General features: G+C 55.9%; 27 protein-coding genes and 3 tRNA genes. 8 read left to right on the forward strand and 22 right to left on the reverse strand.

Annotation, left to right across the window (positions count from 1 at the left end):
* The first annotated feature begins 32 nt into the window (after nt 1-32).
* The gene (locus HQN82_RS06900) at nt 33-302 is read left to right on the forward strand and encodes a DUF982 domain-containing protein (RefSeq protein WP_004442357.1); all 270 of its coding nucleotides are present in this window, start codon (nt 33-35) and stop codon (nt 300-302) included.
* Between the two features lie 211 nt (nt 303-513).
* Nucleotides 514-1,656, forward strand: a complete 1,143-nt coding sequence (locus HQN82_RS06905) for a ceramide glucosyltransferase (RefSeq protein WP_004442359.1) — start codon at nt 514-516, stop codon at nt 1,654-1,656.
* A 267-nt stretch (nt 1,657-1,923) separates the two neighbouring features.
* Here the strand turns inward: HQN82_RS06905 and HQN82_RS06910 are convergent, their stop codons facing one another.
* Together HQN82_RS06910 and HQN82_RS06915 are read right to left on the reverse strand one after the other, a co-directional pair.
* Complete coding sequence (locus tag HQN82_RS06910; protein WP_112391641.1) at nt 1,924-2,373, reverse strand: hypothetical protein; 450 nt, start codon at nt 2,371-2,373, stop codon at nt 1,924-1,926.
* A gap of 3 nt (nt 2,374-2,376) precedes the next feature.
* Nucleotides 2,377-3,519, reverse strand: coding sequence for an ImmA/IrrE family metallo-endopeptidase (locus tag HQN82_RS06915; protein ID WP_173614698.1), 1,143 nt, complete (start codon nt 3,517-3,519; stop codon nt 2,377-2,379).
* A 32-nt stretch (nt 3,520-3,551) separates the two neighbouring features.
* On the opposite strand from HQN82_RS06915, the gene HQN82_RS06920 reads away from it, so the two are divergent.
* Nucleotides 3,552-4,013 carry a hypothetical protein gene (locus HQN82_RS06920; RefSeq protein ID WP_173614699.1) on the forward strand — a complete coding sequence of 154 codons (462 nt, stop codon included), beginning with the start codon at nt 3,552-3,554 and terminating at the stop codon, nt 4,011-4,013.
* 715 nt (nt 4,014-4,728) lie between these two features.
* Here HQN82_RS06920 and HQN82_RS06925 read toward each other — a convergent pair.
* The 18 genes from HQN82_RS06925 to HQN82_RS07010 form a co-directional block, all read right to left on the reverse strand.
* The gene (locus tag HQN82_RS06925) at nt 4,729-5,481 is read right to left on the reverse strand and encodes a superantigen-like protein SSL4 (RefSeq protein WP_173614700.1); all 753 of its coding nucleotides are present in this window, start codon (nt 5,479-5,481) and stop codon (nt 4,729-4,731) included.
* A 44-nt stretch (nt 5,482-5,525) separates the two neighbouring features.
* Nucleotides 5,526-5,957 (reverse strand): hypothetical protein, encoded by a 432-nt coding sequence (locus HQN82_RS06930; RefSeq protein WP_173614701.1) that lies wholly within the window; start codon nt 5,955-5,957, stop codon nt 5,526-5,528.
* Nucleotides 5,958-6,181: 224 nt separating this feature from the next.
* A complete protein-coding gene (locus tag HQN82_RS06935; protein WP_173614702.1) occupies nt 6,182-8,887 on the reverse strand; it encodes a D-alanyl-D-alanine carboxypeptidase family protein in 2,706 nt (901 codons plus the stop codon).
* 10 nt (nt 8,888-8,897) lie between these two features.
* Complete coding sequence (locus tag HQN82_RS06940; RefSeq protein ID WP_173614703.1) at nt 8,898-10,517, reverse strand: terminase large subunit; 1,620 nt, start codon at nt 10,515-10,517, stop codon at nt 8,898-8,900.
* Nucleotides 10,517-10,918 carry a phage terminase small subunit P27 family gene (locus HQN82_RS06945; RefSeq protein WP_173614704.1) on the reverse strand — a complete coding sequence of 134 codons (402 nt, stop codon included), beginning with the start codon at nt 10,916-10,918 and terminating at the stop codon, nt 10,517-10,519. Before HQN82_RS06945 ends, HQN82_RS06940 begins: the two co-directional genes overlap by 1 nt.
* Nucleotides 10,919-10,936: 18 nt before the next feature.
* Nucleotides 10,937-11,046 (reverse strand) — tRNA-OTHER (locus tag HQN82_RS06950).
* Nucleotides 11,047-11,087: 41 nt separating this feature from the next.
* Nucleotides 11,088-11,405: a phage head closure protein gene (locus tag HQN82_RS06955; RefSeq protein ID WP_173614705.1), complete on the reverse strand. Its 318-nt coding sequence runs from the start codon at nt 11,403-11,405 to the stop codon at nt 11,088-11,090.
* Nucleotides 11,402-11,833 (reverse strand): DUF3168 domain-containing protein, encoded by a 432-nt coding sequence (locus HQN82_RS06960; RefSeq protein WP_173614706.1) that lies wholly within the window; start codon nt 11,831-11,833, stop codon nt 11,402-11,404. The genes HQN82_RS06955 and HQN82_RS06960 overlap by 4 nt, the downstream gene beginning before the upstream one ends.
* Nucleotides 11,833-12,255: an HK97-gp10 family putative phage morphogenesis protein gene (locus HQN82_RS06965; protein WP_173614707.1), complete on the reverse strand. Its 423-nt coding sequence runs from the start codon at nt 12,253-12,255 to the stop codon at nt 11,833-11,835. Before HQN82_RS06965 ends, HQN82_RS06960 begins: the two co-directional genes overlap by 1 nt.
* Nucleotides 12,245-12,547: a head-tail connector protein gene (locus HQN82_RS06970; protein WP_013636361.1), complete on the reverse strand. Its 303-nt coding sequence runs from the start codon at nt 12,545-12,547 to the stop codon at nt 12,245-12,247. The genes HQN82_RS06965 and HQN82_RS06970 overlap by 11 nt, the downstream gene beginning before the upstream one ends.
* Nucleotides 12,544-13,314, reverse strand: coding sequence for a hypothetical protein (locus HQN82_RS06975; RefSeq protein WP_173614708.1), 771 nt, complete (start codon nt 13,312-13,314; stop codon nt 12,544-12,546). The genes HQN82_RS06970 and HQN82_RS06975 overlap by 4 nt, the downstream gene beginning before the upstream one ends.
* On the reverse strand, nt 13,311-13,652 hold the full coding sequence (locus HQN82_RS06980; protein ID WP_173614709.1) for an HNH endonuclease: 342 nt from the start codon (nt 13,650-13,652) through the stop codon (nt 13,311-13,313). Before HQN82_RS06980 ends, HQN82_RS06975 begins: the two co-directional genes overlap by 4 nt.
* Nucleotides 13,649-14,263 (reverse strand): hypothetical protein, encoded by a 615-nt coding sequence (locus HQN82_RS06985; RefSeq protein WP_173614710.1) that lies wholly within the window; start codon nt 14,261-14,263, stop codon nt 13,649-13,651. The genes HQN82_RS06980 and HQN82_RS06985 overlap by 4 nt, the downstream gene beginning before the upstream one ends.
* Nucleotides 14,264-14,266: 3 nt before the next feature.
* On the reverse strand, nt 14,267-15,838 hold the full coding sequence (locus HQN82_RS06990; protein ID WP_173614711.1) for a phage major capsid protein: 1,572 nt from the start codon (nt 15,836-15,838) through the stop codon (nt 14,267-14,269).
* Nucleotides 15,835-16,173 carry a gene transfer agent family protein gene (locus tag HQN82_RS06995; RefSeq protein WP_065659274.1) on the reverse strand — a complete coding sequence of 113 codons (339 nt, stop codon included), beginning with the start codon at nt 16,171-16,173 and terminating at the stop codon, nt 15,835-15,837. The genes HQN82_RS06990 and HQN82_RS06995 overlap by 4 nt, the downstream gene beginning before the upstream one ends.
* Nucleotides 16,170-17,393: a phage portal protein gene (locus HQN82_RS07000; RefSeq protein ID WP_173614712.1), complete on the reverse strand. Its 1,224-nt coding sequence runs from the start codon at nt 17,391-17,393 to the stop codon at nt 16,170-16,172. The genes HQN82_RS06995 and HQN82_RS07000 overlap by 4 nt, the downstream gene beginning before the upstream one ends.
* 132 nt (nt 17,394-17,525) lie before the next feature.
* The gene (locus HQN82_RS07005; RefSeq protein ID WP_173614713.1) at nt 17,526-19,079 is read right to left on the reverse strand and encodes a site-specific integrase; all 1,554 of its coding nucleotides are present in this window, start codon (nt 19,077-19,079) and stop codon (nt 17,526-17,528) included.
* Between the two features lie 91 nt (nt 19,080-19,170).
* Nucleotides 19,171-19,247, reverse strand: a tRNA-Pro gene (locus HQN82_RS07010).
* 264 nt (nt 19,248-19,511) lie between these two features.
* Here HQN82_RS07010 and HQN82_RS07015 point away from each other — a divergent pair.
* Entirely contained in the window at nt 19,512-19,817 is a 306-nt protein-coding gene (locus HQN82_RS07015; RefSeq protein ID WP_004442361.1) for an ETC complex I subunit, read from the forward strand.
* A gap of 48 nt (nt 19,818-19,865) precedes the next feature.
* Nucleotides 19,866-19,942: transfer RNA gene (locus tag HQN82_RS07020), tRNA-Arg, on the forward strand.
* A 56-nt stretch (nt 19,943-19,998) separates the two neighbouring features.
* Here the strand turns inward: HQN82_RS07020 and HQN82_RS07025 are convergent.
* Nucleotides 19,999-20,217 carry a hypothetical protein gene (locus HQN82_RS07025; protein ID WP_173614714.1) on the reverse strand — a complete coding sequence of 73 codons (219 nt, stop codon included), beginning with the start codon at nt 20,215-20,217 and terminating at the stop codon, nt 19,999-20,001.
* A gap of 207 nt (nt 20,218-20,424) precedes the next feature.
* On the opposite strand from HQN82_RS07025, the gene HQN82_RS07030 reads away from it, so the two are divergent.
* Both HQN82_RS07030 and HQN82_RS07035 read left to right on the forward strand, forming a co-directional pair.
* Nucleotides 20,425-21,009, forward strand: a complete 585-nt coding sequence (locus HQN82_RS07030; RefSeq protein ID WP_004442364.1) for a GNAT family N-acetyltransferase — start codon at nt 20,425-20,427, stop codon at nt 21,007-21,009.
* Between the two features lie 191 nt (nt 21,010-21,200).
* Nucleotides 21,201-21,650 carry a GNAT family N-acetyltransferase gene (locus tag HQN82_RS07035; RefSeq protein ID WP_006698801.1) on the forward strand — a complete coding sequence of 150 codons (450 nt, stop codon included), beginning with the start codon at nt 21,201-21,203 and terminating at the stop codon, nt 21,648-21,650.
* Nucleotides 21,651-21,798: 148 nt separating this feature from the next.
* Here HQN82_RS07035 and HQN82_RS07040 read toward each other — a convergent pair whose 3' ends face one another.
* On the reverse strand, nt 21,799-21,954 hold the full coding sequence (locus HQN82_RS07040) for a hypothetical protein (protein WP_006698800.1): 156 nt from the start codon (nt 21,952-21,954) through the stop codon (nt 21,799-21,801).
* 238 nt (nt 21,955-22,192) lie between these two features.
* On the opposite strand from HQN82_RS07040, the gene HQN82_RS07045 reads away from it, so the two are divergent.
* Nucleotides 22,193-23,491 carry an efflux RND transporter periplasmic adaptor subunit gene (locus HQN82_RS07045; protein ID WP_112554548.1) on the forward strand — a complete coding sequence of 433 codons (1,299 nt, stop codon included), beginning with the start codon at nt 22,193-22,195 and terminating at the stop codon, nt 23,489-23,491.
* Nucleotides 23,492-23,497 lie beyond the last annotated feature (6 nt).

Consider the following 23,497-nt stretch of genomic DNA (forward strand, 5'->3'; position numbering starts at 1 on the left):
CATGAAGGCGCGTGAAACAGGAGGAGAATGACATGCTGATCAACAGAACGGAGCCGTGTCACCACGCCTCGTGGATGAAGCCGGTGGCGATCCACCTGCCCTTGTCCGCAGCAGTGGAAATCTACAGCCCGCTGGTAGCGCTGGACATGCTGATGTACCGCTGGCCGGAAGAACACGGCCCGGAATATGAAGAAGCACGCAGAAACTGCCTCGATGCCATCGCCGGACGATGCGACATCGAAAAAGCGCGGGAGTCGTTTCTCATCGCAAGCAGCCACGCTCATATTCTCAACATGCACTGACGTTCATTATCCGCGTTGATGACTGGCCCTTCTCCGCGAAGGGCTTTTCTTTTGGCGTTCACTGTTTCAGGCACGAGGTCGCGCGTGGAAAACTCCCGCCTGCCGCCGGTGACATGTAACTGTCACGCAAACGTTATAATCGGCAGAGACAAATTCCGTGGAATCACCGGGCGGACAAACCGCCGGAAGCTCGGGAGTGGACCTGGCCAGCATGGAAACCGTCTTTGCCCTTTGCGCAATTCTGCTCGTCGCTTTCAACCTTCTCGGTATCTGCCTTGCCGGGTGGCGGCTAAAGCGGCGCGACCCGGAAAATTCCCTTGCGCGGCAAAAACCGCCTGTCTCGATCGTTGTGCCACTGCGCGGTGTGGAAAGTTTCACCCCTCTTACGCTGTCACGCGCCTTCGAGCTCGATTGGCCGGATTACGAACTGCTTTTCTGTGTTGCAGATGAATTCGACCCCGTCATTGCGCAAGTACGCAAAGCCCAGAGCGCCTTTCCTTCCGTTTCAGCGCAATTGCTCATCGGCGACGACCGGATCAGTGCCAATCCAAAACTGAACAATTGCGTCAAGGGCTGGCTGGCCGCCCGGCATGAATGGGTCATCCTCGCCGATTCGAACGTATTGATGCCGAAATCCTACGTGACGCGCATGATGTCGGCCTGGCGGAAAGACAGCGGCCTCGTGTGCTCCCCGCCGCTGGGCTCGCGGCCGACGGGTTTCTGGGCGCATGTGGAATGCGCCTTCCTCAACGGCGCGCAGGGCCGCTGGCAATATGCGGCAGAAGCCATCGGAATGGGATTCGCGCAGGGCAAATCCATGTTGTGGAACAAACCGTTCCTCGAGGACCATGGGGGTATCCGCGCCCTCGCCGCCGAAATCGCCGAAGACGCCGCCTCGACGAAGCTGGTGCGAAACGCTGGCCGCAGGGTGCATCTTGTCTCCGCCCCTTTCGAGCAACCGCTCGGCCAGCGTCACGCCGGCGAAATCTGGTCACGCCAGGCCCGCTGGGCGCGGCTAAGGCGCGTGACCTTCCCGCAATATTTCGCGCCGGAAATCCTGACGGGCGCACTTCCCCCGCTTCTGTTCGCACTCACCGCGGCGGCCATGATGGATGTGAACCTCTTAGCGACCGCCCTCGCCGTCCTTGTCCTCATATACGGCCCCGAATTGGCCCTGACCGCCCTCAACGGGTGGCCAATATCGCTCCATACCCTGCCGGCCATGATCGCACGGGACATCATCATGCCCGTCATCTGGACGAGAAGCTGGATTGGCAGCGCAGTGGCATGGCGCGGCAATGTCATGACAATCGGTACGGCGGAAAGCACTTTGGCCGGCCCGCCAGCGGAATAATGACGATTTATGGGAAGAGGTTACGCCGGAAAGCTGATGCTTTGCCTTAAAATGGTCGGAGTGGAGAGATTCGAAATCGCCATCTCTCCACTTTTCAATAGCTTAAATCATTGATTTAAAAATACAATATAAATATTAGTGATATCTAATTTGTGACATTGTGACGAACTATTTTTTGTGACCGAAAATAAGCGGCGCTCGATGGCCAACATGCGTGTCTATATTGTGATTCGGTATTCAGATTGAGGCCGGTTCGCTGGTAAAGGCTTAGAATGCACTCCCAGCCGCTATAACAGTTATCCGAAGTTCGGTGCATAAGACCGTCATTGACGACTTGTGCGTTCCGAGGTCACCTGTAACAATAGCGCACTTGGGTAGACTCCCGTTTTGCGCGCGGTTAGCCATCGCTATGATAGGTAGCTTTTCGTTAGCCGCACGGTTCAGGCGCGCTGTAGTCGTGGCTAAAAGCGCGGCGAGATTCTCTACTGTTTGATAGATCGCTTCGTCACAATCGATAATCTCGATATCTGAATTCTCAAATTCGTCAGCCAGATTTTTATCGAAGTGTCGAATTTGCTTAAAGACATCGCTCGTAATCGCGATGCGGGTTTCCTTGGCAGCTTCGAAAAGGGCAGCTTTGCGGTTATCTCCCGCTCCCCCAATTTCTAGGCAGGCTTCCAAATCCAGAACGTATTTTACACCGACATAATCTCCCACGATTTAGTGCTCCAGCTTACGCTCACCGATCTGGGCCAGTTCGGTGAGTGTTTTGGGCGCTAAGTTGGTTAGTCGGTATGCGTCATAGATGGAAATTGAATGCTTCTTCACCGCCTTGCCTAGAACACTTGGGAGAAGATATCCGAAGCGACCGATCTGGGCACCAATTCCGCCGCCTCCCGAGGACGCTTCCGCTTCCTCCTCCTCTTCTATTTGAGGAATCCGGGGCGGCAGTGCCGACAGCCATTGCCTGTAGAAATCGTCCGCAAGTCCCAGTTCTGTAATCCGAAGCGCGGCAGCGCTTTTACTTACACCAAAATGATGCGCCACGGCGTCGGCACGTGCGCGCACGCTTCGACCGCTCACTTGATTGTATTGCTGGACGAACGCAGCGCGAGGCATCATAACTGCCGCCGTCACCTTGTTACAGAAGCGTTCGACTTCATTTTCAAGGATATTCGGATCGGAAATTCCGGTCCTTCCAAGAATAACATGCACAATTTCGTGCATGAGAGTAAATAGCTTAGTGGCTGGACGCTGGCTTGCTGTATTAATAAGTATAAGGGGAAAGTGACTCTTTTCCGAAAAGCAAAAACCCCGGAATCCGTCGTCACTAATTTTTTCGCAGAGGACGATGGCCCCCTCTTTTTCAATTGCTACGCGGGTTTCACGAAAAGTAGCAACAGGATCGACAGTCCCATCGGCACGTTTAACAGGCACATAATATTTCTGTAGAACCTTGGCCGCAGCCTCCACACCGCCAGCGATATTCACGCTCCCTATCAGATCATTTTCGAAGTCCTCATCGAAAATGTCGTCTTCTAGGTAGGAGAGGATAGATCGTGCTCTTTCTACGCGAGCGAGGCCTGCGGAAGATAGAACGGCTGGCCTATTCCCGGACGTGCGAAAATCCGGAAGATTTGGCTCAATTCTAAGGTTACGAAAGAAAAGGAATTGTGTGGGAACCGCGAGGGCATGTGCCAGAGCTACGACTTTGCCTTTCGGCAAAGCGGTCGGTTCTCGCTCAACTGCCGCCAACAAATCTATAGTCATATTTGCAGCATCTGCCACAGCTACACTGGTCAGTTGGCGTGCTTTGCGGATAAATGCAACAGTTTCAGGTTGAGGAGTGAGCTTCAGTGCCATGTCACGCTTTAGGGTCAGTAGATTGTGTTACGTTGAAAGATTTCAGCGACCTATTATCAATATCATTTGGCGTTAATTTGGCGTTACCCGTTTTCCGCGAATTGGTGGTTTTCAATCGTCGCAGCATTGTAAACCGAATCCCGGCACTTCAATCAATCGTTGAAAGCAGAAAATATATAGAACCAACGCAGAAACAAGAGCATTTGGCAGCGCTGACCCTTGCAAAAGTAAATTTGCTGGCTTGCGATAAGGAGCTGGACGAAAAAATCACTCTATGTTCGGTGATCACCTTCGTTTTTTCAGTCGCTTCATTGATGTGGATTTTTCTGGGCGTCTACAACCCGCAGTGCTTAGAAGGCTGGATGGTGTTTGCCGCTGTATGGCTGAATTTTCTGCCTCTTCCGTTGTCGATCGGATACCTTTGGTGGAAGAGCCAAGTCTTAGTAAATGACATAAGGAAAGATTTGAACGAGCTAATGGATAAACTTATGTGAATGTTGAGAAGAAGATACTTCGACTTCGTAGAACACATTGACGCGACAAACTACGTCTGCCGAGCGCTCACGCGCCAGCACGCTGAAGTCAACAGCCCCAAAGACAGAAAAATAAAGACCTGCCGATGAGGGCAGGTTTGACTCATAGAGGGCCACCGGAGGCGTTTGTCTGTTGGGGTTGCCCACTTACTCACCGACGCCGTAACGCTCGTCAATGAGTCTGTGTGTGGCTCTACGGCCTAGCCTTTTGCCTTGAACGTCGAAGCGCACGTAATGGGTGAAAAGGGAGGTGGGTTCGACGGACCGCTCTCTCTGGTGGGCTTCAGGCCGAGTTCCAGCTTTGAGGCCGGGTCCTGCCAGTCCGCACAAGGCGTCTCTACGTTCCATCATCGACCTTATCTGCCGGACGCGACCGGGGTTGATCCTTATGAGGGATTCCCCAGAATGACAAACATCCGAATGTCACTCTACGTATGCAGACCGGCGACAATAGCCCGCCCCCGGATTCAGTTTGGCCTTAACCCGTCCCCGTTTAGAGACGCCTCAGAGCGAGGCTATTCGCAACGCCTTGAGACTAGGGGAACCAAAAAAGCTTCCAAAAGAAACCTCCTGACTATCCCCTCAGATGAGGACACAATAAAAATAGAGCAGCGTAGTCGAAATTCAAGTCTTCTTCGTAATCTATCAACAAGTAATTCTTTGGTGATTAACTAGTTTAACCTTTTGCCAACCGGACCAGATCAGTGGAAATGAAGCTGATCTTCTCAGTTCCAAGATGGCGGCTCGTCGCGCTTCGCGCTTTCGAAAGATACTTGGCCCACCCTTCCCCATCATGAAGATGATCAAGATAGCTCTGCGTCTGCCGGACAATCCTTGCTGCTTTCAGCTTGCCACCCGTCCGGCCAAGGGCTTTGTCGATGGTGAGAATGCGTTCTTCGTCCAGATCGTCACCAACCACCACAACGCCGTGCGCATGAAGCTTTCCTGTCCGGGAGACTTCGAGGACGAAAAGATGAGGAAGCGAATAACCAAGCGCTTTTCGAAGCTCCCTGCCAATGTAACCGGAAATGAGCCGAGTAGGATCACCGGAAGCTTTTAGGGTGGCTTGAAGCCGCTCGCTGAAGTTGATCGTGAAAGCAAGCGCGCCAGCATTTTCGGCAGCGATATGGGCCTGAAGCAGCTTCTGCCCTTCAGACAGGTAACGCCATTGCTTCGGAGCTTGAAGGGTGAAAGCGGAGGCAGGTGTTTCTGTTTCTGCGGGGTGTGGGATGGTTTGTTGACGGGGTGTTGTAACGTGTTGGGGTGCTACTAGCCTAGCATCTTGTGGAGTTACGGCCAACCCTTGCGCCGTAAGGGCTTCAGCGCTGTCAGCCGTTTCGCTTTTTGTCGCAATTTTGCTGGTCGGCCCGTCATTGACGAGGCGACGGAGCAACGGCGACTGGCCGGAATATCGGGGAGCGTTGGACAAGGGCGACGAGCCTCAAATGTTGATACGAGCGACGGCAGGTGGTTTTAGTTTTGGGCGTAATGGCGCAAGAGCGCCACCAATTCGCGGGCAACAGACGACGCGAACGTGCGCTCGTGTCCGGTGTTGAGATTTTTCAGCCGGACCGAAACGCCGACACGCGCTACCTCGATTTCAGCATCCACGTCCAACTTGCTACCCTTCCGGGCAAGCGCGTTTTCGATGGCCTGCGCGATATCCAGCGTCTGCTCCGGAGTCCAGATGTGGACGCCAGCGCCGTAATCAAGATGGATGGCGCCATCTTCAAGATTGGCGATGTCGATATCGCCAAGCCCGATCTGATGGCCGAGTCCAAGGCGCTTGATTTCATCGGTGATGAGGCCGCCGACGAGATCGGCAACCGTGACACCCTTATGGGCTGCGAGTTGTCGCGCCTGTTCGGCGCGTTCTTCGGGAAGGCGGATTGCTGCGGTAGCCAATGCGATAACTCCTGTTTCAGTGCATTGAATGCGTTAGATGCATCAATATAGCACTGGCCGGAGAATCATTCAAGGAATCGCATGGCGAAAATCAAATAAATCAATGAAATTGTTGATTTAAACGCATGGAAAGCATATATTTCCGAGGCTGCAGGCGACGGCAGCTAAACGCTACAAGGGGGAGCCGCCGACGAGCCGCTTCCCCTTTTATTTTGGCTGCTTCGTTAGCGGGACCGCGAATTGCCCCAATTCCCCGGTCTGGCTTGTCTAGCGAGTTCAGAAGCAACAACGCCGCGCATTGTTGCCTCCATTTCCTTGGACACTTTTGCGGCAAGATCGGCATTTTGCTCGGGAGTGCCAGAGCTACCATTAACGGTAACAGGCGCGGAAATCGAGATCGCTTGAACCGGGGCTGCGCTCACGCCACCGGAAAAGCCCGCCGAGAGCCTTGGTGTATCTGCGACGTATCCGCCGCTCTCAAAGCCTTTGAGCGCTCCACGGTGCATCCGGTCGAGGTTCTGGACGCCGAGACGTTCAACTGCGCGTTTGCTCAAGACATACTCGCCCTTGTGAACCACGCCAGCCGGTTCACTCTTGCCGCCATCGCCGGTATAGCCGCCGCTCTCAAAGCCAAACAGGCCACCGAGAAGACCGCCAAGAATGCCACCCATGCCACCGGACGAACTACCACCAGAGCCGCCGAACAGACCGGCAAGAGGGCCGGTTCCGAGAAGCGCGGCTTGCAGGCCGACTTTGACGAGCGACTGCAAGATGCCTTGAAGTGCCTGCTGCCATGTCGTGGTGCCGGTGATGATGCCGGAGAGCGCGTCCACCATTTGTCCGCCAAAGAAATTCCCGGCTTCGGAAAGCTGTTCCTGCTTCAGTCGCAAGGCTTCGGTGCTGGTTTCGGCTGCGGCCATTCCCTGCGCAAGTTGGGCAATCTCGCTGCGTTGCTGTGGTGACAGGGCGATGCCTGCACGCTGCGCTTCAGCAAGCATCTGCTGCTCATACCGGAGCGCCGCTGCCGCCTGCTCGGTCAAACCAAGCGCTTGCTGTTCGGTGCGCTGTGCGTTGGTGTATTCCCGTGCGCCCGCCGTGATCTGGGAATAAGCATCTGCCTGCCGGGTTGCGACCTGCGTCAATCGCTCGATTTCGGCGGCGGTATCCTTGGAACGGGCGGAACTATCCTCCACATGCCAAGGCTCATGGCTCATAGGGAAAGACAGGCCGAAGTTACTGGCGTTCGCATGCACCCATTTGCGGGCAGCGTCGGAACCATAACCCAGGTCGGCGGCGTTGCCCTTGTTGTGCTGGCTGTTACCGGGCGGTGCAACCCACTTCCGGGCGGCTTCAGGGGAGCCATATTTTTTCAGGGCTTCAAGCCAAAGCTGCTGCTGGCGCTCCACCGAACGGAAACCGGAATTGACCGTGACGCTGCCCTGCAATTCCTTCGGCATGCTGGCGATCATGGCGGCAAGGTTTTTTTGAAAATTCGCCTGCATGCCGGTTACATGGCTGGCGCTCTTGCCAGATGCCAAAACGGAAGACAGGTAGGTGGCCGGGTCATCGGTTGCCGATTTCAGATTGACCGAAGCCAGCGCCTTACCACGCATTTCATTCGCAAGGGCGATCTCACGCTGGCCCTGTGCCATCGAAAGCGACTTCCGATAGACGGCATCAATCTGGGCTTTCTTATCCAAATCGGCCAGCGACTTCGCCAGTTCCGGGACTTCGTTCTTCAGCGCCCGGATCGCATCGCCAAAGGATTTGATGTTTTCCGTTGCCTTGGCGGCGGCGCTGTTGGTGCCGCCCATGGCATTGTTGAGGTCAACAATCGGCGGCGCTGCGCCCTTGGCGTCCTGTCCGGTTTTGTAGACGAAATTCTCGTCATAGCCCTGTCGCCGGTCCAGAATGTCGCGAAGCTTTACCGCTTCGGCTGTAAGGCGCTCGACTTCCTGCCGGGACTGCCGGAGGTTCATTTCGTCTGCTGGCGTTCCCATCGTGGTAGATTGCAGATCGGCAAGGCGCTGCTTCTCCGCCTGCAACTCCGAATAGACGTCAGAGAGCGCCCGCTGCACGTTGCGTGTCGATTGCTCATCAATCTGGTTCCACCTGTCCAAAAAGTCATCCATCGCGCCGACAAGGCCGACGATAGACTGCTTCAGCCCTGTGCCGATGGTCGTGGTGATCTTCAGAAATTTTCGATCGAGTTCATCAGCGCGCTGGATGACCTCGTCATTAATGATAAGGCCAAGGTCGTGCGCCTCTTTTATGGTAGCACGGATACCCGCCGCGCCACGAGACAGAAGCTCCACGAAGCGCTCACCGCCCGTTCCGCCGAACAACTCGTCGCTGATACGAATCTGGGCGGCACGGTCGAATTGCTGAAGCCGGTCCACGATCTCGACAAGCAGGGCGCTAGGGTCGGCAAGCTTCTTTTTCAGGTCGGCGGCGGTGTATTCAAGGCGCTGGAAGGCTTCGGCGGCGGAACCGCTACCAGTGACGATCCACTCATCAGCCCGGAGGTTCAATTCTTTCATGCCATCGACAAGGGCATCCACCGGAATGCGCGCCTGATTGGCAACGTGTGAAAGCTCTTGAAACGCCTGATTAGACAAACCGGCACGCTTCGCCTCGCTTCCGATATTGGCGATGCCCTTTGTCAGTTCCCCCACGCGCCCGATGATCGCATCAAGCCCACCGATAGCAAGCCCGCCGATGATGCCACCGGCCAAGCCTTTGCCGAAAGCACCAACCGTCTTCATGGCGCTACCCATGGCCTTCTCTATACCGGAACCAGCCTTTTCGGCGTCGGTCTGCATCTGTTTAAAGCCGGTTCGGGAACGCTGTTTCTGGCGCTCCATATCCCGCTCATACCGGTCAAAACGCGCCGCGAGCGTAATAAGCAACTGCTGGCCTTCGTCTGCCATTTTAAAACTCCTATGCTGCGGCCTGCATCAGCCGGTCAAAATCATCTTCAGGGAGGTCATAGATTGACCGCTGGTTATCGCTCTGGATGGCACGGGACACTGCCATGGCGGCCGCAACAGCGCCGTCGATACGATCTGTGCGTTTGTCCTTGTGCATTCGAACAAGGCCGGTATCGCCACGGCTGGCGACGACGCTATCAAAATGGTGCCGAAGAACCGGGTGGGCGTTGTGGCGGATCATGCGACCGTTGACGGTGCGCTCAAGGTCGCCAATCGCCGGTCCCATGGTGAGCGGTGCCTGTCGCATTTCGATAGCTGGCAAGCCGTCATCGTGAAGGCGCTGCATGGTCTTGCGGGCAAGATACGGATCGAAGGCGATCTCACGCACGTCATAGGTGGCGCAAAGATCGCGTATATGCTGTTCGATGGCTTCCGGTTCGATCACGGGGCCGTCAATCGTGATGACGTGGCCGTCAGCCTTCCATTGCTCGTAAGGCACGGCGTCTTTGACGGCTCTGGCTTTCAGGTCATCACCCGGAACGAAGAACCACGGGTGCGTGAAGATACGCCCGTCGCCGTGCTTCCAAGCGGCAACAATTGCTGTCAGGTCGCCATTAACCGACATGTCCACGCCAATGTAACAAGGCAGGCTTTCGAGTTCGGCCAGATCGAAATTAGGGTCGTGGCCTTCGTCATAAATACCCATGTCGAACAAGGGTTCGCGGGATGCGCCCTGCCAGATATTCAGGTTGTATTGCAGGAAGGCGAAGCGCTCTTGCGGTCTGTCTCTGGCGTCGGTGACAAGGTTCTCAAATTCCTCAATCGACACGAAGCCGTCAGCAAGGCCGGGGTTCGCCTTGTGCCATGTCGCCGGGTCGTCCCATGCATCGTCCGGGTCGGCCATGAACAAGATGGGCAGATATGACGGATTAAATTTCTCGCCTGTCGCGATCTTACAGGCGTTTACATACTCATCATAAAGCAGGTTTTCGTTTCCAGCGCCTGCCGTGCTGGCGATGATCGTCAACGGGCGTTTCTTCACGCGGGAGCTTTTAAGCGCTTCGTGCAATTCCCGATTTTTCCAAACATGAAGCTCGTCGCAAAGAATGAACGTGGGCGAGAGACCGTGGGCTTTGCCGCCATCCGATGACAGAACCTCAAGGCTGGATTTCTTCACGTCGCAATTGATCAGACGCTTGCCGGTTTTGCTGCCGTAAATCTTCGTGGCACGAACCAGCCGCTTATCCTCCCGGATGATGCCAGCAGCCTCTTCGAAGGCGATCTTGGCTTGATCGCTGTCTTTGGCCGCGAAGATCGCCTGTCCACCGGGAACGGCTTCCGGGCCGATGGTGTGAAGCAACGCCAGTGCTGCGGCCAGTGTGGTTTTGCGTTGGCCTCTCGGCATCAAAAGCAAAACCGATTTCACGATCATCTGACCGTCTGGCGTGCGTGGGCCATAGATGCGCCGGACGATTCGCTCTTGCCAGCGGGTGAGCGTGAAGGCTCGTTTGGGCGCGCTGCTGGATGGATGGCGAAGCATGCGAAGGAAGCGCACGGCGCGCTCCCCGTAACCGAACGGGTCTTCAATAGGACTGTTATCGAAAACCCAATCCGGGTAGGTGCCTGCCATTACACCACCGCCAACGGGTTATCGTCGTCATCGTCGGAGCCGAGTCGCATAATCGTTGCGCGTGATCGTGCGGCGGGCGTCAGGCCAAGTTCCGAAGCTGCGCGAAGTGAAAGCATTTGGCTGTCTTTAAGGATCGTAGAGACAGGGTTCCGTTTGCCGTTGATCATCAGGCCAGAGGTCTGCAATTCACGGTGTGCCTCCCGCATAGTGGCGACAGCGATCACATAATTTTCCAGCGCTGCAAGATCGGCTTCGGTTAGGACTTTGCGCTCGTGAGTGAGGATATGCGCAACGCGCTTCCATTCAGCCTTAGCGTCACGAGAAAGATAGGCCGGAGGCTTCGGGACCGTAAGCACAGTAGAAGAACCGGGAATGATCACGGATGGTTTGAGGCCACGCATTATAAAGCCTCGGGAAGTTGGTGCGCCATGCAGGACTTGAACCTGCAAGAGTTTCCCCACGGTATTCCTAAACACACCGCTGGAGTGTTTAGGCAATACCGCGTGTCTACCATTTCCACCAATGGCGCACTATGAAAACCATACTTATTTCTTGTCTTGATTGCAATAGTCAAAGTAGAACCTCCCCGCGCAACTCAAGGGCTTCGTATCTGCCAAGTTCTTTGATTTCCTTCAGTCCGTATCCACTACCGTTATATGTGACGCGATCTGCCGTGGTGATGCCGGGTAGGTATCGGATGCGGAAAATCACGCTGCCGGTTTCAGCTTCGCCGTAGCCGGTGAAGAATTCCGTGGCAGACTGCTGGATGATTTCGGCCCAAACAACGGCGATCGTCGTCCATGTTTTCACCACGTCGCCAGAGGGTTTCACAATTTCGGTTTGTCGCTCGATGGCGACACGTCGATCCATACGGCCAATATTGATCATGCCAGCCACCGGATAAGCGCTTCCACGCTCACGATTGAATGACCATAGGCCGGGTCAGGGTCGCGGACATGCCTAATATCCGTCACCTTGAAATGATCGCAGTAAGCGCCAGCGCTCTGCATCTCATTGGAAAGATTGTATTTGGACAGGGCGGCGTTAACTGTTGCTGCGATTTCTTTCGCTGCATCCTGTCCGGCATTCAACGTCCAGATATGCAGGTCCAGAAAGACCCATGCTGCGCTTTGAGCGCGATAGTCATTGCCATGCAATGCGGTGTTGCCGTCTGCAATCACGATGCAGGGCGTCTTGTCGGGCCGTGTGCTGCCTGCCCGAATATGGCTGGCATCCACAAGGTCGGTGACTTCCGGCTTGTTGATAAGGCGGGTTCGGATCGCTTTTTGAAGCATCAGAACAGGTTCGATACTCATTAGCTAGTCTTTCCATTCCATGCGTCCCGGATCGCCTTGCGGCCTGCCCGGTCGATACGTTGCTGTGCGCGTTTGCGCTGAAGCCGGAATGCCGGCCAGAAGAAGGGTTGTGCATCGGCTTTGCTGGTGCCGTATTCGACCAGATGCGGATAGCGCGTGTCGGTGTCGCCTCCCGTGATGATGACTTGGTTGTCACCGGCCACACGGTTGCCACCGAGCTGGCTATAGGGCGGGGTGGACTGGCCGGGCAGCGTGACGGCAATGGAGTCTTTCAGCGCGCCTGTATCTTCCGGCGCAAGGGCGCGCTGGGTGGATGCAATCGACTCTGCGGAGGTCGTCAGGGCTTTAAGCACGGCATCACGCGGAGCTTTTTTCACCCGGTCAAATGCTTTCATGAGATCGTCCAGCCCGTCATTCGCCATCGTGGAACCAACTTTCCCGGTAGTTATCGAGCGTCTGGGTGATGGTCTGGGGTGCGATCTGGCTGGAAATCCCGAATGTCGCGACGTTACGGACTTCATAATAAAAGGCCACGAGCCGGAGGATCGCGACTTTCAGATCAGACGGAAACGGGTCGAAATCATCAAGCGACCTGCCGATATAATTCGCGACATACTGCTCTGCTGCCTCAATGTAGAGCATGATCAGCGCGTCTTCCTCATGGTGATCGATGCGCATGTGCTGCTTTGCGAGATCGTGGGTGATGCCCGTCATTCCGCTGCTTCCTTGTGAAAGATTATTTCGGGATTTTCTTGAACAAACCTCCCCGCGCCGGTCCCTAAACCAGCATCCAAATCGCCAGACACCCCCCGAGGGGTATTGATGGGCTTGCGTGCGATGAGGGCTTCTTCGAGTGTGAGGCCACGGCGCTTCATGAGATTGGCAACGGTGGATTTGACCTTGCCGTGAACAGCACACCATTGCGCAAAGGTCTTGCTCTCACCATTGATGGTATGAAGCTTGGCGACGCGGCCCTTCACAGGTGGCATTGCGAGTGCTTCGGCAAGCGTCATAGTCCTAAGGCGACCGTAGAGTGTGCCGATTTCGACACCTATATAAGCGGCCCACTCCGTAAGTGTCTTGCTCTGGCCTTCATATGTATGGAGGGCATTGGGCCGCGTAGTTTTGGTCTTCTCGCCGTGTGCGATAGCTTGCTCGATGGTGAGGTTGCTGAGCCATTTGTCGAGTGTCGGTTTTGACACGCCGATATAAGCGGCCCATTCGGCTGTCGTTTTGGTTTCACCATTGGCAGTGTGCTTTTCCACCACGGCCTCAGGTTTGGCGTTGACCTGTGTATTACTGAAGATCGGCAAGCGCTGGTGTTGATGGCCGATCTTCATAGGGATGGTGATTGCGTCTGCGATGGACAGGCCACGCTCAAGGCGTCCGATGATGATGGCCGGGGTGATGCCGTAGTCGAGCGCCCATTCAATAATGGGTTGCTGGATGCGGTCATGTTCAAGGATGGTTTCGGGCGTCATTGCAGGCCGCGCTCCTGCCGCTGTTTGGTTGAGCTATGGCAAGGCGTGCAAAGGGATTGCCAGTTTCCGCGAAACCAGAACAGGCGCTTATCGCCGCGATGGGGAATGACGTGATCGACAACGGTGGCGAGGTTCCCGCACATCCGGCAAGAGGGGTGTGCACGCAGATATTCACCACGGGCTTTACGCCACTCATGGTTATAACCGCGAAGGGCTGCTGAAGGGCGGCGGGCATCATGGCGGGCATTTCGTTCGCGCTTGGCCTTCTCCTGGCACTGGCAAAGCTGGCCGTGGGGAAAAACGGTGCCACATGCGCAAATCCGTGGGGGCTTGCTCATTTGCGCCTCCCGGAAGATTTGAGTGCCTGAAGCCCGCCACGGTCAAATTCAGGATCAAGGCCAGCGGCAATGTTGCGCTCTGCCTGTTCGGGGTCTGGTTCTTTCTCGTCGGAACCGCCGCCGTGAATGGCTTTCAGCTTCTCAAGATGTGCTCTGTAGGCCCGGTCGATTTCGGTAGGTGTGGCGTTCCATGCCTGCTCTGGTGTCCAGCCAAGCCAGCCGGTCGCACGGTCATAGAGGGCAGCAAATACTTCGGCCCATGTCACCTGCTTGCCGGTCGCGTGCGACCGTTGCACATGTTTTTCCGGTGCTGGCGTCAGCATGGACACAAGTTCGAACAACGGCGCACGAACAGCGAGAAAGAAAGGGAAAAGCGGCCTTCGCTGCACGGCAGTCAGGAAGGCCGCTGCATTCTGGTTGCCGCTGCTATCGGATACCAGAATGATCTCGGAGATAACTGTGTAGTTCAGGTCTTCCAAGGCAGCATGAAGCGCCGGAAGGCCGAAACGCTCTTCAAGGATGGTGGCAGCGCGCAACGAAGGGCGAAGGGTCACGGCGATACCGCCATGACTGATTTCCACCTGTTCGAACGATGCGCGCTGCTTTCTCATGGCTTAGGCCGTGATCTTGAGCTTGGCGAGGGCTTCACCCATGATCACGCGGCCACCGACACGGCGGCGGGCGTGCAGCTTGACCACGCCGTTACCAGCGCCGGTGATGTCGTCGCGGATGATGTCGAAGCCGACACGATCAGCGATGGCGTAACCGCTGGCGAAATCGCCAAAGATGATCGGGGTTTTACCGGCTGCGATGTCCGGCGCGTCCACGGCTTCGTAAACCGGACGGCCCAGAAGCAACGAAGGCTGGCCTGCGGTGATACCGGGCTGCCAGATATAGGTTCCGTCGCTATCCTTGAGCTTGCGAACAACGCTCATGGTCTTGCGGTTCATCAGCCACGAACCGTTCACGGAATAGCTCGTCTTGATGAAATAATAGAGATCGATCAGGGCTTCCGCGTTGAAGCCAGCGGCAGTGGCAACGGCGACCTCTTCCACGTCAGTAGACTTCAGGACGCCTTCTGCCTGCGTCGTGCCATTGCCGTTGACGAACCACGATGCTTCGATCTGGCCGAAACGGCGGGCGATGTGATTGGAAAGGAAAGCGGCAAGGTCGATCTGGGCGTCTTCCAGCAGGATGCGTGTCACCGGAACCGTGACGGCCATTTCGAACGGCTTGAGGTCGATCTGTTCGAACGAAGGCTCATCTTCGGCAGCGGTGGCGGTTTCGGCGCGAGGTGCCGGGGTGACTTCATCGACAAGGCGCGGAAGCTGAAGCAACGGGCCGGACATGGCGATGGTCTGGGCAAGGCCGCGAACCGGAGAGTATTCGGCCACCTTTTCGAGAATGGTCGTGGCAACGGCTTCCGGTGCGAGAATGCCACCTGTGGAGGAACCGCCATAAGCGAGTGCCTTCACTTCGGAAGCATCGCCCGTGCGAACGAAATCCGAGAAGGATTTGACTTCGTTGCCGTTGTCATTCGAAGCCTTGGGGTGATTGTTGTTGTCGGCGGCAGGGCGGCGGTTAAGCTTGGCCTGCATCGTTGCGATATCGTCCTTGAGCGCCTTGATTTCTTCGGCGCTCACAACCGGGTCGGCATTCGCCACCGGCTTGTTCTGCTCTGCATTTTCCATTTTGGGGTTTTCCTGTTCAACGTTGAGGGGGTGAGACTTTGTCTCGGTAATGCGAGCGTCCGGGTGGACCGGGCGTTTGCAAAGGGAGATTTCATTGATTGTGAGAGCCGTCAGAACGCGGCCACCTGCCGGACGTGCCTTTGCTTCATGAAGGCGATATCCGATGGACAGGCCGGACATGGTGCCACGCTGAAGGGCAAGCCGGGCCTGCCGGGCAGGTTCGATGCCTTCAACGAACAGACGGCCTTTGACCTCAAGTCCTTTGCCGGTGACAGAATAGGATTCCCAGACGCCGACGACGCTTTTCTGCTCATGCTCCACGATCATCGGGACACGCGGGGCGAAGCTGAAGGCGGATGGCTCAATAAGATCGCCGTAGCTGTCAGGCTGGCCGAACGGCCAAGCGATTCCGGTCACGGTGCCGGTGTCGTCAATCGACACTTCAGCCTTGATTTCGAGGTTGCCTGTTTCGATGGTGCTGGCGGCGGCTGTCATTCTGCCACCTGCGAGATTGCGTCATTCACGGCTTCAACGCCGAAGAACAGGCTGGTGATAACGCCGTCTGCAACGGCAAAAACTTCGGCCAGCGGCCTGCCGATGACATAGACAGACACGAGCCGGTGGGCTTCTTCGGGGGCAGTGCCGCCGCCGATCAAGCCAAGCCGGATGATCTCGGAAACGTCTGTGAAGCTGTAACTGGTATCGCGGAAACGGCGGAAAAGCGCACCGACACCATGGCCGGTTTTCGTTTCAAGCTCGATGATCAGGTCTCGGGTCGGGAAGGCAAAGGCTTTTTCGCCGTCGCCAAAGAAGGCGCGGTGTTCCGTCATTTGGCGGGTTCCTTTTCGGGGGCCGCAACAGGCGTTGCGCCAGAGGTGGTATGGGGATTGATCAACTCGTCGCCACCGGGAAGCGGCGGCATATTGAGGATGGCGCGGGCTTCGTTGGGCGACATGACGCGATTGGTGACGAGCGCCGTAATGTTGGCCGTGCGCGATGCCATGTCGGCGCGCATCAGGTCGTCGACAACAAATTCGAACCAATGGTCGTTCTGTTCGATCTCGGTCAGAAGAACGGTCGCAAGGGCTTCCTGCCACTTGTCGAGCCATGGCCGGAGGCAAAGCTGAAGGAAGCTTGCGCCCATCTGTTCGGCGTTGCTCCACGTCGCACGCTCAAGCTGGAAAAGCAGGTGCGGTGGCACGCCGAAGATACGGGCAACTTCGTTGATCTGTTCGAGGCGGTTTTCGACATACTGGCTATCTGTCGAAGTGAGCGCCGGAGCTTCATACTTCCAGCCGCCGTCAAGAATTAAAGGGTCGGCTGAACCGCCGCGCATCCATTCCCGGACGCTCTTGCGCATGTTGGAAATGATAGTTGCGCCAGCTTCCCCGCCCTGCGCCTTCTCATTGGAAATGATAGCGTTTGGACGTGCGCCGGAGGTGAAAAACGTTGCACCATGCTTTTCCAGAACGGATGCAAGGCCGATAGCTTCACGGCCAAACGAGATCGGGGAGCGATTGAGGAAAGAAGGAATATGGAGGATTTCGGTGTGCGAGTATTCGCGGGAGCCACCATTCTCGGAAACGCGATAGAACGGCGGGGCAGCGCCAAGGGCGTCGTCCATGACTGACACAGTGCCGGGCAAAAGCCGAATAAGCTCAAACGGGCGTCCATCGGGATATCGCACGACACGGGCGAAACCGTTGCCGTAAATCAGGGCGTCGGAAGTAAGCTGCGTGCGAATTGCGCCTGCGCCCGTCCATTCGTTCGCCCGCTTATGGACGATCTTATGAGCAGTGTGCTTGGTCGCGATTTCCTTGGCTTCAGCCTGTTCCCGGTAGAGCTTCACCGGCAGCGAACCAATTGTTTCCGAGATCAGGCGCACGGCTTGAAGAACAGCCGGAGTGTTGAGGGCAGCTAAGCCGCCGACACTTACGCCGCTTGCAGTAGAGCGAACGCCGAAGATTTCTGAAACAGCAGGATCGGACAGGAGATAAGCTTTACGCTCCCCTATTCCAATCTTGTTTTTGACTTCGCTCCAAAAACCCATCTGGATAACATTCCTATTAAATTTAGGAATATTATCTCACGGCAGGATTCGAATGTGAATCCCTACTAGTTAGGAAACTTCAGAAAAACTGATATATTATCGATTTTAAATCAGAAAAACTGATATTTTGTGCTAGGTGATGATATCGCGCACGGTTTTCATCTGTTTCGCGATCTCGACAAGTTTCACGTCGCTGCCGCCATAGTCGTCAGCGGATGACCCTGAAGACCTACCCATGATGTAAAGTGCAGCCCGTTCCGACACTCCACCGCTCAGCGCGTCTTCAAAAAGATGGCGGAAACCGTGGTTTGGTGGCGGCAAATCCGTGCGCTTCGGAAAGACCTTTTCATGTATCCACTCGCGCAAGCGCTGGTCTTCATTCTTGCCGCCGGGAAAGAGCTTGCCGTCTGGTTGTGCTTTCACCCATTCGATGAAGCCTTCCTTGATCAATCCGGGATGCACCGGCACCTTTCGCGCCCTATGCGTCTTTGTCTTTCGCCCGTCGCCAACACGGATATGAATGAACCAGAAGCCTTCGACTTCGAAGATATCGCGTTTTTCCAGCACTGTAATTTCATTCACCCGTGCGCCGGTATGGGCGATGATCCACGGTATCCAGCGAAAGCTTGCTCGTGTTGCACTCCGGGCAAATTCGAGGAAATGGCGGGCATCTTTGAGTGAATAGGTCCGTTCAGCACTGTCGCCCTTTTGGACAACCGGAAGCTCCAAAGCCGCCCAAGGCTCCCCTTGTGGAAACATCTGGTTTTCGGCCTGCTTGTTTGCCTCACCCATCAGGGTTCGGATGATGGTGATTTTGTCGTGCACGGTCTTCCGGGACAGCTTGCCATCGACAAGCATGTGATCACGCCACGCCCTGCCCTCTGCGAGTGTTACCGTCGCAACGGCCTTATCTTTTCGGAAAGTCTCAAAATCATCTTTCGCGTTCCGATACTTCTCTAAGGTCGCTTCCGACTTCGGACGGCTGAGACCGATGGACGCTAGTCGCTCCTGCTCCTTGATAACGTCCTCAAACGTTATGCCTGCAAAAGGCGAGGCTAAAGGCTGGCTTTCCTCCTGTCTCATGGCTTCGACAAGCATGGGGTGAGAGGGTTCGCCGTTGAAATCGCCATCATTGCGTTCGTAGCGCCGTGCAACAGCCTCGTAGGATGCGATACATAAAGCCTGCGCCAATGCGCGCCACTCCGGCGTTCCCTTCACGGCGTCGGTGTTTCCTGCAAGGCGCGTGCGCTCGATACGCGAACCGACGAGTTCTTCTAGTTCGTCGTCTGACAGTTTACCCGCGAAGCCGTCGCGGAACGGATGAGCGTCATATGCCGGATCGGGGTCAATCTGCGCATAGCGAGGGTCATGCTCTCGTATCTCAGCATCGAAGCTGATTTGGCTATGGTAGTCGCGTAGGGCGATTTGTTGGGCGGTGAGTGGATAGGCCGCTGGCTTCGGCTGCTGGCCGGTCGCGGCTTCATGCTTCAGTCGGGCAATGCCAATCTGCCTCTGCATCGAAGCAACGGCGGCGGCATGGTTGCGAAGGGCCGTGCGCCGGTCGCCACCTAGCTGAATTTCGAGTTCTGCCCGATTATCGAGATATGGCCGGAGTGGTGACGGTATAACGATCCTTGCGGAATACCGCCCGTTTCGCTCTTTCCAATGTTGAGGCTTGCCCGCCATTCGGACCCCATTTTGTGACGTGATTTGTGACGTCAATATGGGGGAAAAGCCTTGCTATGCAAGGGGTTCTAATCATTTCAAATAGATGAAATGGTCGGAGTGGAGAGATTCGAACTCCCGACCCTCTGGTCCCAAACCAGATGCGCTACCAGACTGCGCTACACTCCGCCGAGGCGATGGCTGGGGAATACACGGTTCATACGCAGTCCGCAACAGGGAAATTCATCTTTGTTCAGCCGCGACACCGTTGAGCAAAACCTAAGGTCGAACGGGCAGCGCATGAACCGACAGCAAGGGGATAATCGTCTTGACTCTCACTTGAACTCGGTCCATTTCAAATTCAACGTTCCTGACACGATTTGGTTATTCTATTCAGGTACGTGATGAATAATCCGGGGTTTCACCCCGCTGTCCAACCGGAGCAGTTTCGACATGTCTGCGAAGATTTACCGCCCTGCAAAAACCGCCATGCAATCCGGCAAGGCGAAGACCAATGTCTGGGTTCTGGAATTCGACGCCGAGGTTCCGCGCAAGATCGATCCGATCATGGGCTACACCTCCAGTTCCGACATGAAACAGCAGGTCAAGCTGACATTCGAGACACAGGAACAGGCCGAAGCCTATGCCCAGCGCAAGGGCATCGAATATCGCGTGATCCAGCCGAAAGAGGCGACTCGCAAGGTGGTTTCCTACACCGACAATTTCCGTTTCAACCGCACCCAGCCCTGGACGCACTGAAACACGACGACCAAAGTTTTTGCCGGAGCATCGATTGCCCGGCATGACGGCCCCTTAGCTCAACTGGATAGAGCAACTGCCTTCTAAGCAGTAGGTCGCAGGTTCGAGTCCTGCAGGGGTCGCCACCGCTTTCTTGAATTCCCCACAAATGACTGGTTTGGGTTCGATCGCAGATACGGTTTCAGTCCTTATTTGCGCTCCGGCGATCCTTCGCTCTTGTCCATTTTATGAGATAACCGAAACCCGGTCCGATCAGCGCGCCGCCGATAACCCATTCCACCAAAGTCAGAGGTCGCTCGTCCGGATCGTGGCCAGTCAGGTAAAGAAAGAGAAAAAACGCGATAACGCCGCCGATCAAGAGGGTGATCGGAAACAACACACTGTCGCGAAAGCCTTTCATGCGATCCACTCCCTCGGCCGTGTTGATAGGTATTGGATATGATGCCGTTGGCAAACGCCTTTTGCAGCCGCCACGGCAAGTTATCGATCGGGCGGGATTGCGCAGGGGTCGTACCATTGTAAGCGACGGAAGACGACCTACCTAGAGGCCGAGTGTAACGAGGCCGCCCCGGAGTTCCCGGAGGGGCAAAAATCAGTCAGGTACTTGATGCAACTTCAAAAATTAGGTGCACCGCTTTCGACGGACCGCCTTGTCCTGCGCGAATTCACAAGAGGCGATTTCCCCGGCTATTCAGCCTACCATTCTCTGCAGGAGGTTTATCGGTATCTTTACGCTGCACCTCCAACTGGAGATGCTTTGCAAGAGCAGTTCTCGGCGATTTTGGCGGCACCATTTGAGAAGGATGGCGACACCTATCGACTGGCCGTCGAGCGAAAGGCTGACAACGCACTGGTCGGTGAAGTCCTGTTGAAGCTGGCAAGTGTTGATGCACTGCAGGGAGAGGTTGGATATATTTTCAATCCAGAATTCGCGGGGAACGGGTATGCAACGGAGGCTGTTGGCGCGATGGTCAGCATAGGCTTCTCGTCAATCGGATTTCATCGAATCTTCGCGCGGCTGGACGCTGCGAATGAGGGTTCGGTCGGCGTTGTTGAACGCCTTGGACTGCGTCGAGAAGCGCATTTGATCCAGAACGACCGCTTCCGAGACGTCTGGGGAGACGAGTATATTTACGCGGTTCTTGCTTCGGAATGGAAATCGCGCGCCGGCGTAATTTTGCCGTCCGCTTAGGGCCGACGGCCATAATCGCGCAGAAGCGCCAATTGCGGTCATTGATCAATTGTTTGCTGTCCCCTAAAAGCCGCCCAATAGCAGAGGAGATTTATGCGCAGAGGCTTGTGATTTCGACCGTAATTTGCGGCTTCACCTGGCACCAGTATCGGTAGCCGGACCTTTTTGCATATCTTTTCTGCGGAGTTCTCATGAAATTCGAGGACGTTATCATCCGGCCTTTCGAGGCCTCGGACACAGTAAAACTTTCCAACATCTGGCTCGAAGCCTCGTTGCTTGCTCATCCGTTTATCGGCGAGCGTCGTTTGATGGAGCAAAAGGCACTTATTGAGGAACAATATTTGCCTGGCGCCCAAACGTGGGTCGCAACATTAAACGGCCAAGCTGCGGGCTTTATCAGCCTGCTCGACACTTTCATCGGCGGCTTATTTGTTTCCCCGTGCCATCAAGGCCTCGGTATCGGGCGTAAACTGGTTTCGCACGCGCTGAATTTGAAGGGCGAGCTTTCGCTTGAAGCCTATACTGAAAACGTGCAGGCGATGGGCTTCTATAGATCGCTCGGCTTTCAGGAGCTTTCCCGTCGCGCGATTGATGATGAAGGTTATCCGTTCGAAAATGCCCGTTTGCGGCTAGTCGGCTAAAGACAACTTGTCGGGCGACACGGTAGTCGCCCGACAACCGCTTTGGCCAATCCCCGTGATCAGAATGAGCGGCGGAGGCCCACCGCTTTAGCCGATTTGCATACTTCCATCCTGCTCCCAAGCAGAACGCCTATGCCAGCACTTTGCTCTACCCCTGCCCCATCAGCGTGAAATAGCCCCATGCGGCCGCGAAAAACAATATGACAGCCGCAATTGTTAATGCCCTCTTCGCTTTTGGCCCGAGCGGTTCGCGCGGCTTCTTCGGCGGCACCGGTTTGCGGAACTTCACCACATTGTCGTTCATTTCATCATCGTCCTGAATGTCGCTGCTGAAACCTCTGCCGCATCTGTGGCATCGGCTTTTCGAATACCTATCTCTAGCAGACCAGAACTATCATAAATATTACCAAGTTTTCACTTCACCCTTGGGGCAAGCTATGTCACTTCCCACAATCAGAGGAATATAACGGCGACAGACGGACGAACAAACCGGAGAGCGGCGGCAACTCTCTGTAGTATTTTGAACTTTGCGGGTGACGAGAATGAATGACGCCAATACCAGTGGCAGCGATACCAAAAACAGCCAGCCCGATCTGCGCGAGATTTTGGGGACGACCAGAAACGGCCGCAAGAAAAAGTCGCGTCGGTTCCTCTATGTGGCAGCAGCCATTGTGCTGATTGGCGGCGGTCTTGGTTATTATTACCAGTCACGCGCAGGCGGTGTGGCTTATAGCTACACCACGGAAGCAGCACGTCAGGGCGATCTCTCGGTCATCGTCACCTCCACCGGCTCGGTTCAGCCGACGGATCAGGTTGATATATCGAGCGAACTGTCCGGCACGGTACGCAAGGTCAACGTCACCTACAACACCCCGGTCAAGGCCGGAGACGTTCTGGCGGAGCTGGATACCAACAAGCTGGAAGCCGACGTGCAGAGCGCCCGCGCCAAGCTCGCTTCCGCCAAGGCCAATGTGCTGAAGGCCCGCGCCGACCTTGGCTCGGCAAAGACATCCATGGAGCGCCTGCGATCTCTGGTGCAGAACCGCGTCTCCAGCCAGCAGGATCTGGACGCCGCGCAGTTCACCCATGATGCGGCGGCCGCAACGCTTGAGGTCAATGAGGCGACCGTGCTGTCGGCGGAAGCGGATCTGCGACTCGCCGAGGTCAATCTGGGCAAGGCCAAGATCGTTTCGCCCATCGATGGCGTTATCCTCACCCGCAGCGTCGATCCCGGCGCCACGGTCGCCTCCTCGCTCAATGCCCCTGTTCTCTTCACCATCGCCGGCGATCTGCGCCACATGGAGCTGCAGGTCTCGGTGGATGAGGCCGATGTCGGCAAGGTGGAAACCGGGCAGAAGGCCACATTCAACGTCGATGCCTATCCCGACCGCAGCTTCCCGGCCGAGATCGAGACCGTGCGCTTCGCCTCGGAAACCGTATCCAACGTGGTGACCTACAAGGGCATATTGACGGTCGACAATGCAGAACTGCTGCTTCGCCCCGGCATGACGGCAACGGCCAATATCATCGTTGAAGAGATCAAGGACGCCCTGCTGGTACCCAATTCCGCGCTTCGTTATACACCGCCGCGCGAATCCGCTTCGCGTGGGGGCGGGTTGATGAGCCTGTTCCGACCGCCCCGCATGGGCCGCTCGCAAAACCGCGATGCCGGCCAGGCCGCCCAGGGTAAAAGGACGGTCTGGGTGCTGCGCAACAACAATCCGGTTTCCGTCGCAATCGAAACTGGCTCCACCGACGGCCAGCATACCGTGGTGAAATCTGGCGAACTGAAAGCCGATGACCAGGTAATTACCGACGCAACGGCCCGTAACGCCGGCTGACGGAGG

The sequence above is a fragment of the Agrobacterium pusense genome (genome assembly GCF_013285525.1).
GTDB lineage: Bacteria > Pseudomonadota > Alphaproteobacteria > Rhizobiales > Rhizobiaceae > Agrobacterium > Agrobacterium pusense.

Excerpts from the sequence above, each read along its gene's own strand:
- HQN82_RS07040 (WP_006698800.1), bottom strand. The coding sequence starts at position 21,954 with ATGAACGACAATGTGGTGAAGTTCCGCAAACCGGTGCCGCCGAAGAAG.
- HQN82_RS07025 (WP_173614714.1), bottom strand. The coding sequence starts at position 20,217 with ATGAAAGGCTTTCGCGACAGTGTGTTGTTTCCGATCACCCTCTTGATC.
- HQN82_RS07035 (WP_006698801.1), top strand. The coding sequence starts at position 21,201 with ATGAAATTCGAGGACGTTATCATCCGGCCTTTCGAGGCCTCGGACACA.
- HQN82_RS06990 (WP_173614711.1), bottom strand. The coding sequence starts at position 15,838 with ATGACAGCCGCCGCCAGCACCATCGAAACAGGCAACCTCGAAATCAAG.
- HQN82_RS06985 (WP_173614710.1), bottom strand. The coding sequence starts at position 14,263 with ATGAGAAAGCAGCGCGCATCGTTCGAACAGGTGGAAATCAGTCATGGC.
- HQN82_RS06965 (WP_173614707.1), bottom strand. The coding sequence starts at position 12,255 with ATGGCGAATGACGGGCTGGACGATCTCATGAAAGCATTTGACCGGGTG.
- HQN82_RS06955 (WP_173614705.1), bottom strand. The coding sequence starts at position 11,405 with ATGATCAATATTGGCCGTATGGATCGACGTGTCGCCATCGAGCGACAA.
- HQN82_RS07030 (WP_004442364.1), top strand. The coding sequence starts at position 20,425 with ATGCAACTTCAAAAATTAGGTGCACCGCTTTCGACGGACCGCCTTGTC.
- HQN82_RS06940 (WP_173614703.1), bottom strand. The coding sequence starts at position 10,517 with ATGGCAGGCACCTACCCGGATTGGGTTTTCGATAACAGTCCTATTGAA.
- HQN82_RS06935 (WP_173614702.1), bottom strand. The coding sequence starts at position 8,887 with ATGGCAGACGAAGGCCAGCAGTTGCTTATTACGCTCGCGGCGCGTTTT.
- HQN82_RS06970 (WP_013636361.1), bottom strand. The coding sequence starts at position 12,547 with ATGACGGGCATCACCCACGATCTCGCAAAGCAGCACATGCGCATCGAT.
- HQN82_RS06945 (WP_173614704.1), bottom strand. The coding sequence starts at position 10,918 with ATGCGTGGCCTCAAACCATCCGTGATCATTCCCGGTTCTTCTACTGTG.
- HQN82_RS06960 (WP_173614706.1), bottom strand. The coding sequence starts at position 11,833 with ATGAGTATCGAACCTGTTCTGATGCTTCAAAAAGCGATCCGAACCCGC.
- HQN82_RS07045 (WP_112554548.1), top strand. The coding sequence starts at position 22,193 with ATGAATGACGCCAATACCAGTGGCAGCGATACCAAAAACAGCCAGCCC.
- HQN82_RS06915 (WP_173614698.1), bottom strand. The coding sequence starts at position 3,519 with ATGGCACTGAAGCTCACTCCTCAACCTGAAACTGTTGCATTTATCCGC.
- HQN82_RS06980 (WP_173614709.1), bottom strand. The coding sequence starts at position 13,652 with ATGAGCAAGCCCCCACGGATTTGCGCATGTGGCACCGTTTTTCCCCAC.
- HQN82_RS06900 (WP_004442357.1), top strand. The coding sequence starts at position 33 with ATGCTGATCAACAGAACGGAGCCGTGTCACCACGCCTCGTGGATGAAG.
- HQN82_RS07015 (WP_004442361.1), top strand. The coding sequence starts at position 19,512 with ATGTCTGCGAAGATTTACCGCCCTGCAAAAACCGCCATGCAATCCGGC.
- HQN82_RS07000 (WP_173614712.1), bottom strand. The coding sequence starts at position 17,393 with ATGGGTTTTTGGAGCGAAGTCAAAAACAAGATTGGAATAGGGGAGCGT.
- HQN82_RS06975 (WP_173614708.1), bottom strand. The coding sequence starts at position 13,314 with ATGACGCCCGAAACCATCCTTGAACATGACCGCATCCAGCAACCCATT.
- HQN82_RS07005 (WP_173614713.1), bottom strand. The coding sequence starts at position 19,079 with ATGGCGGGCAAGCCTCAACATTGGAAAGAGCGAAACGGGCGGTATTCC.
- HQN82_RS06995 (WP_065659274.1), bottom strand. The coding sequence starts at position 16,173 with ATGACGGAACACCGCGCCTTCTTTGGCGACGGCGAAAAAGCCTTTGCC.
- HQN82_RS06905 (WP_004442359.1), top strand. The coding sequence starts at position 514 with ATGGAAACCGTCTTTGCCCTTTGCGCAATTCTGCTCGTCGCTTTCAAC.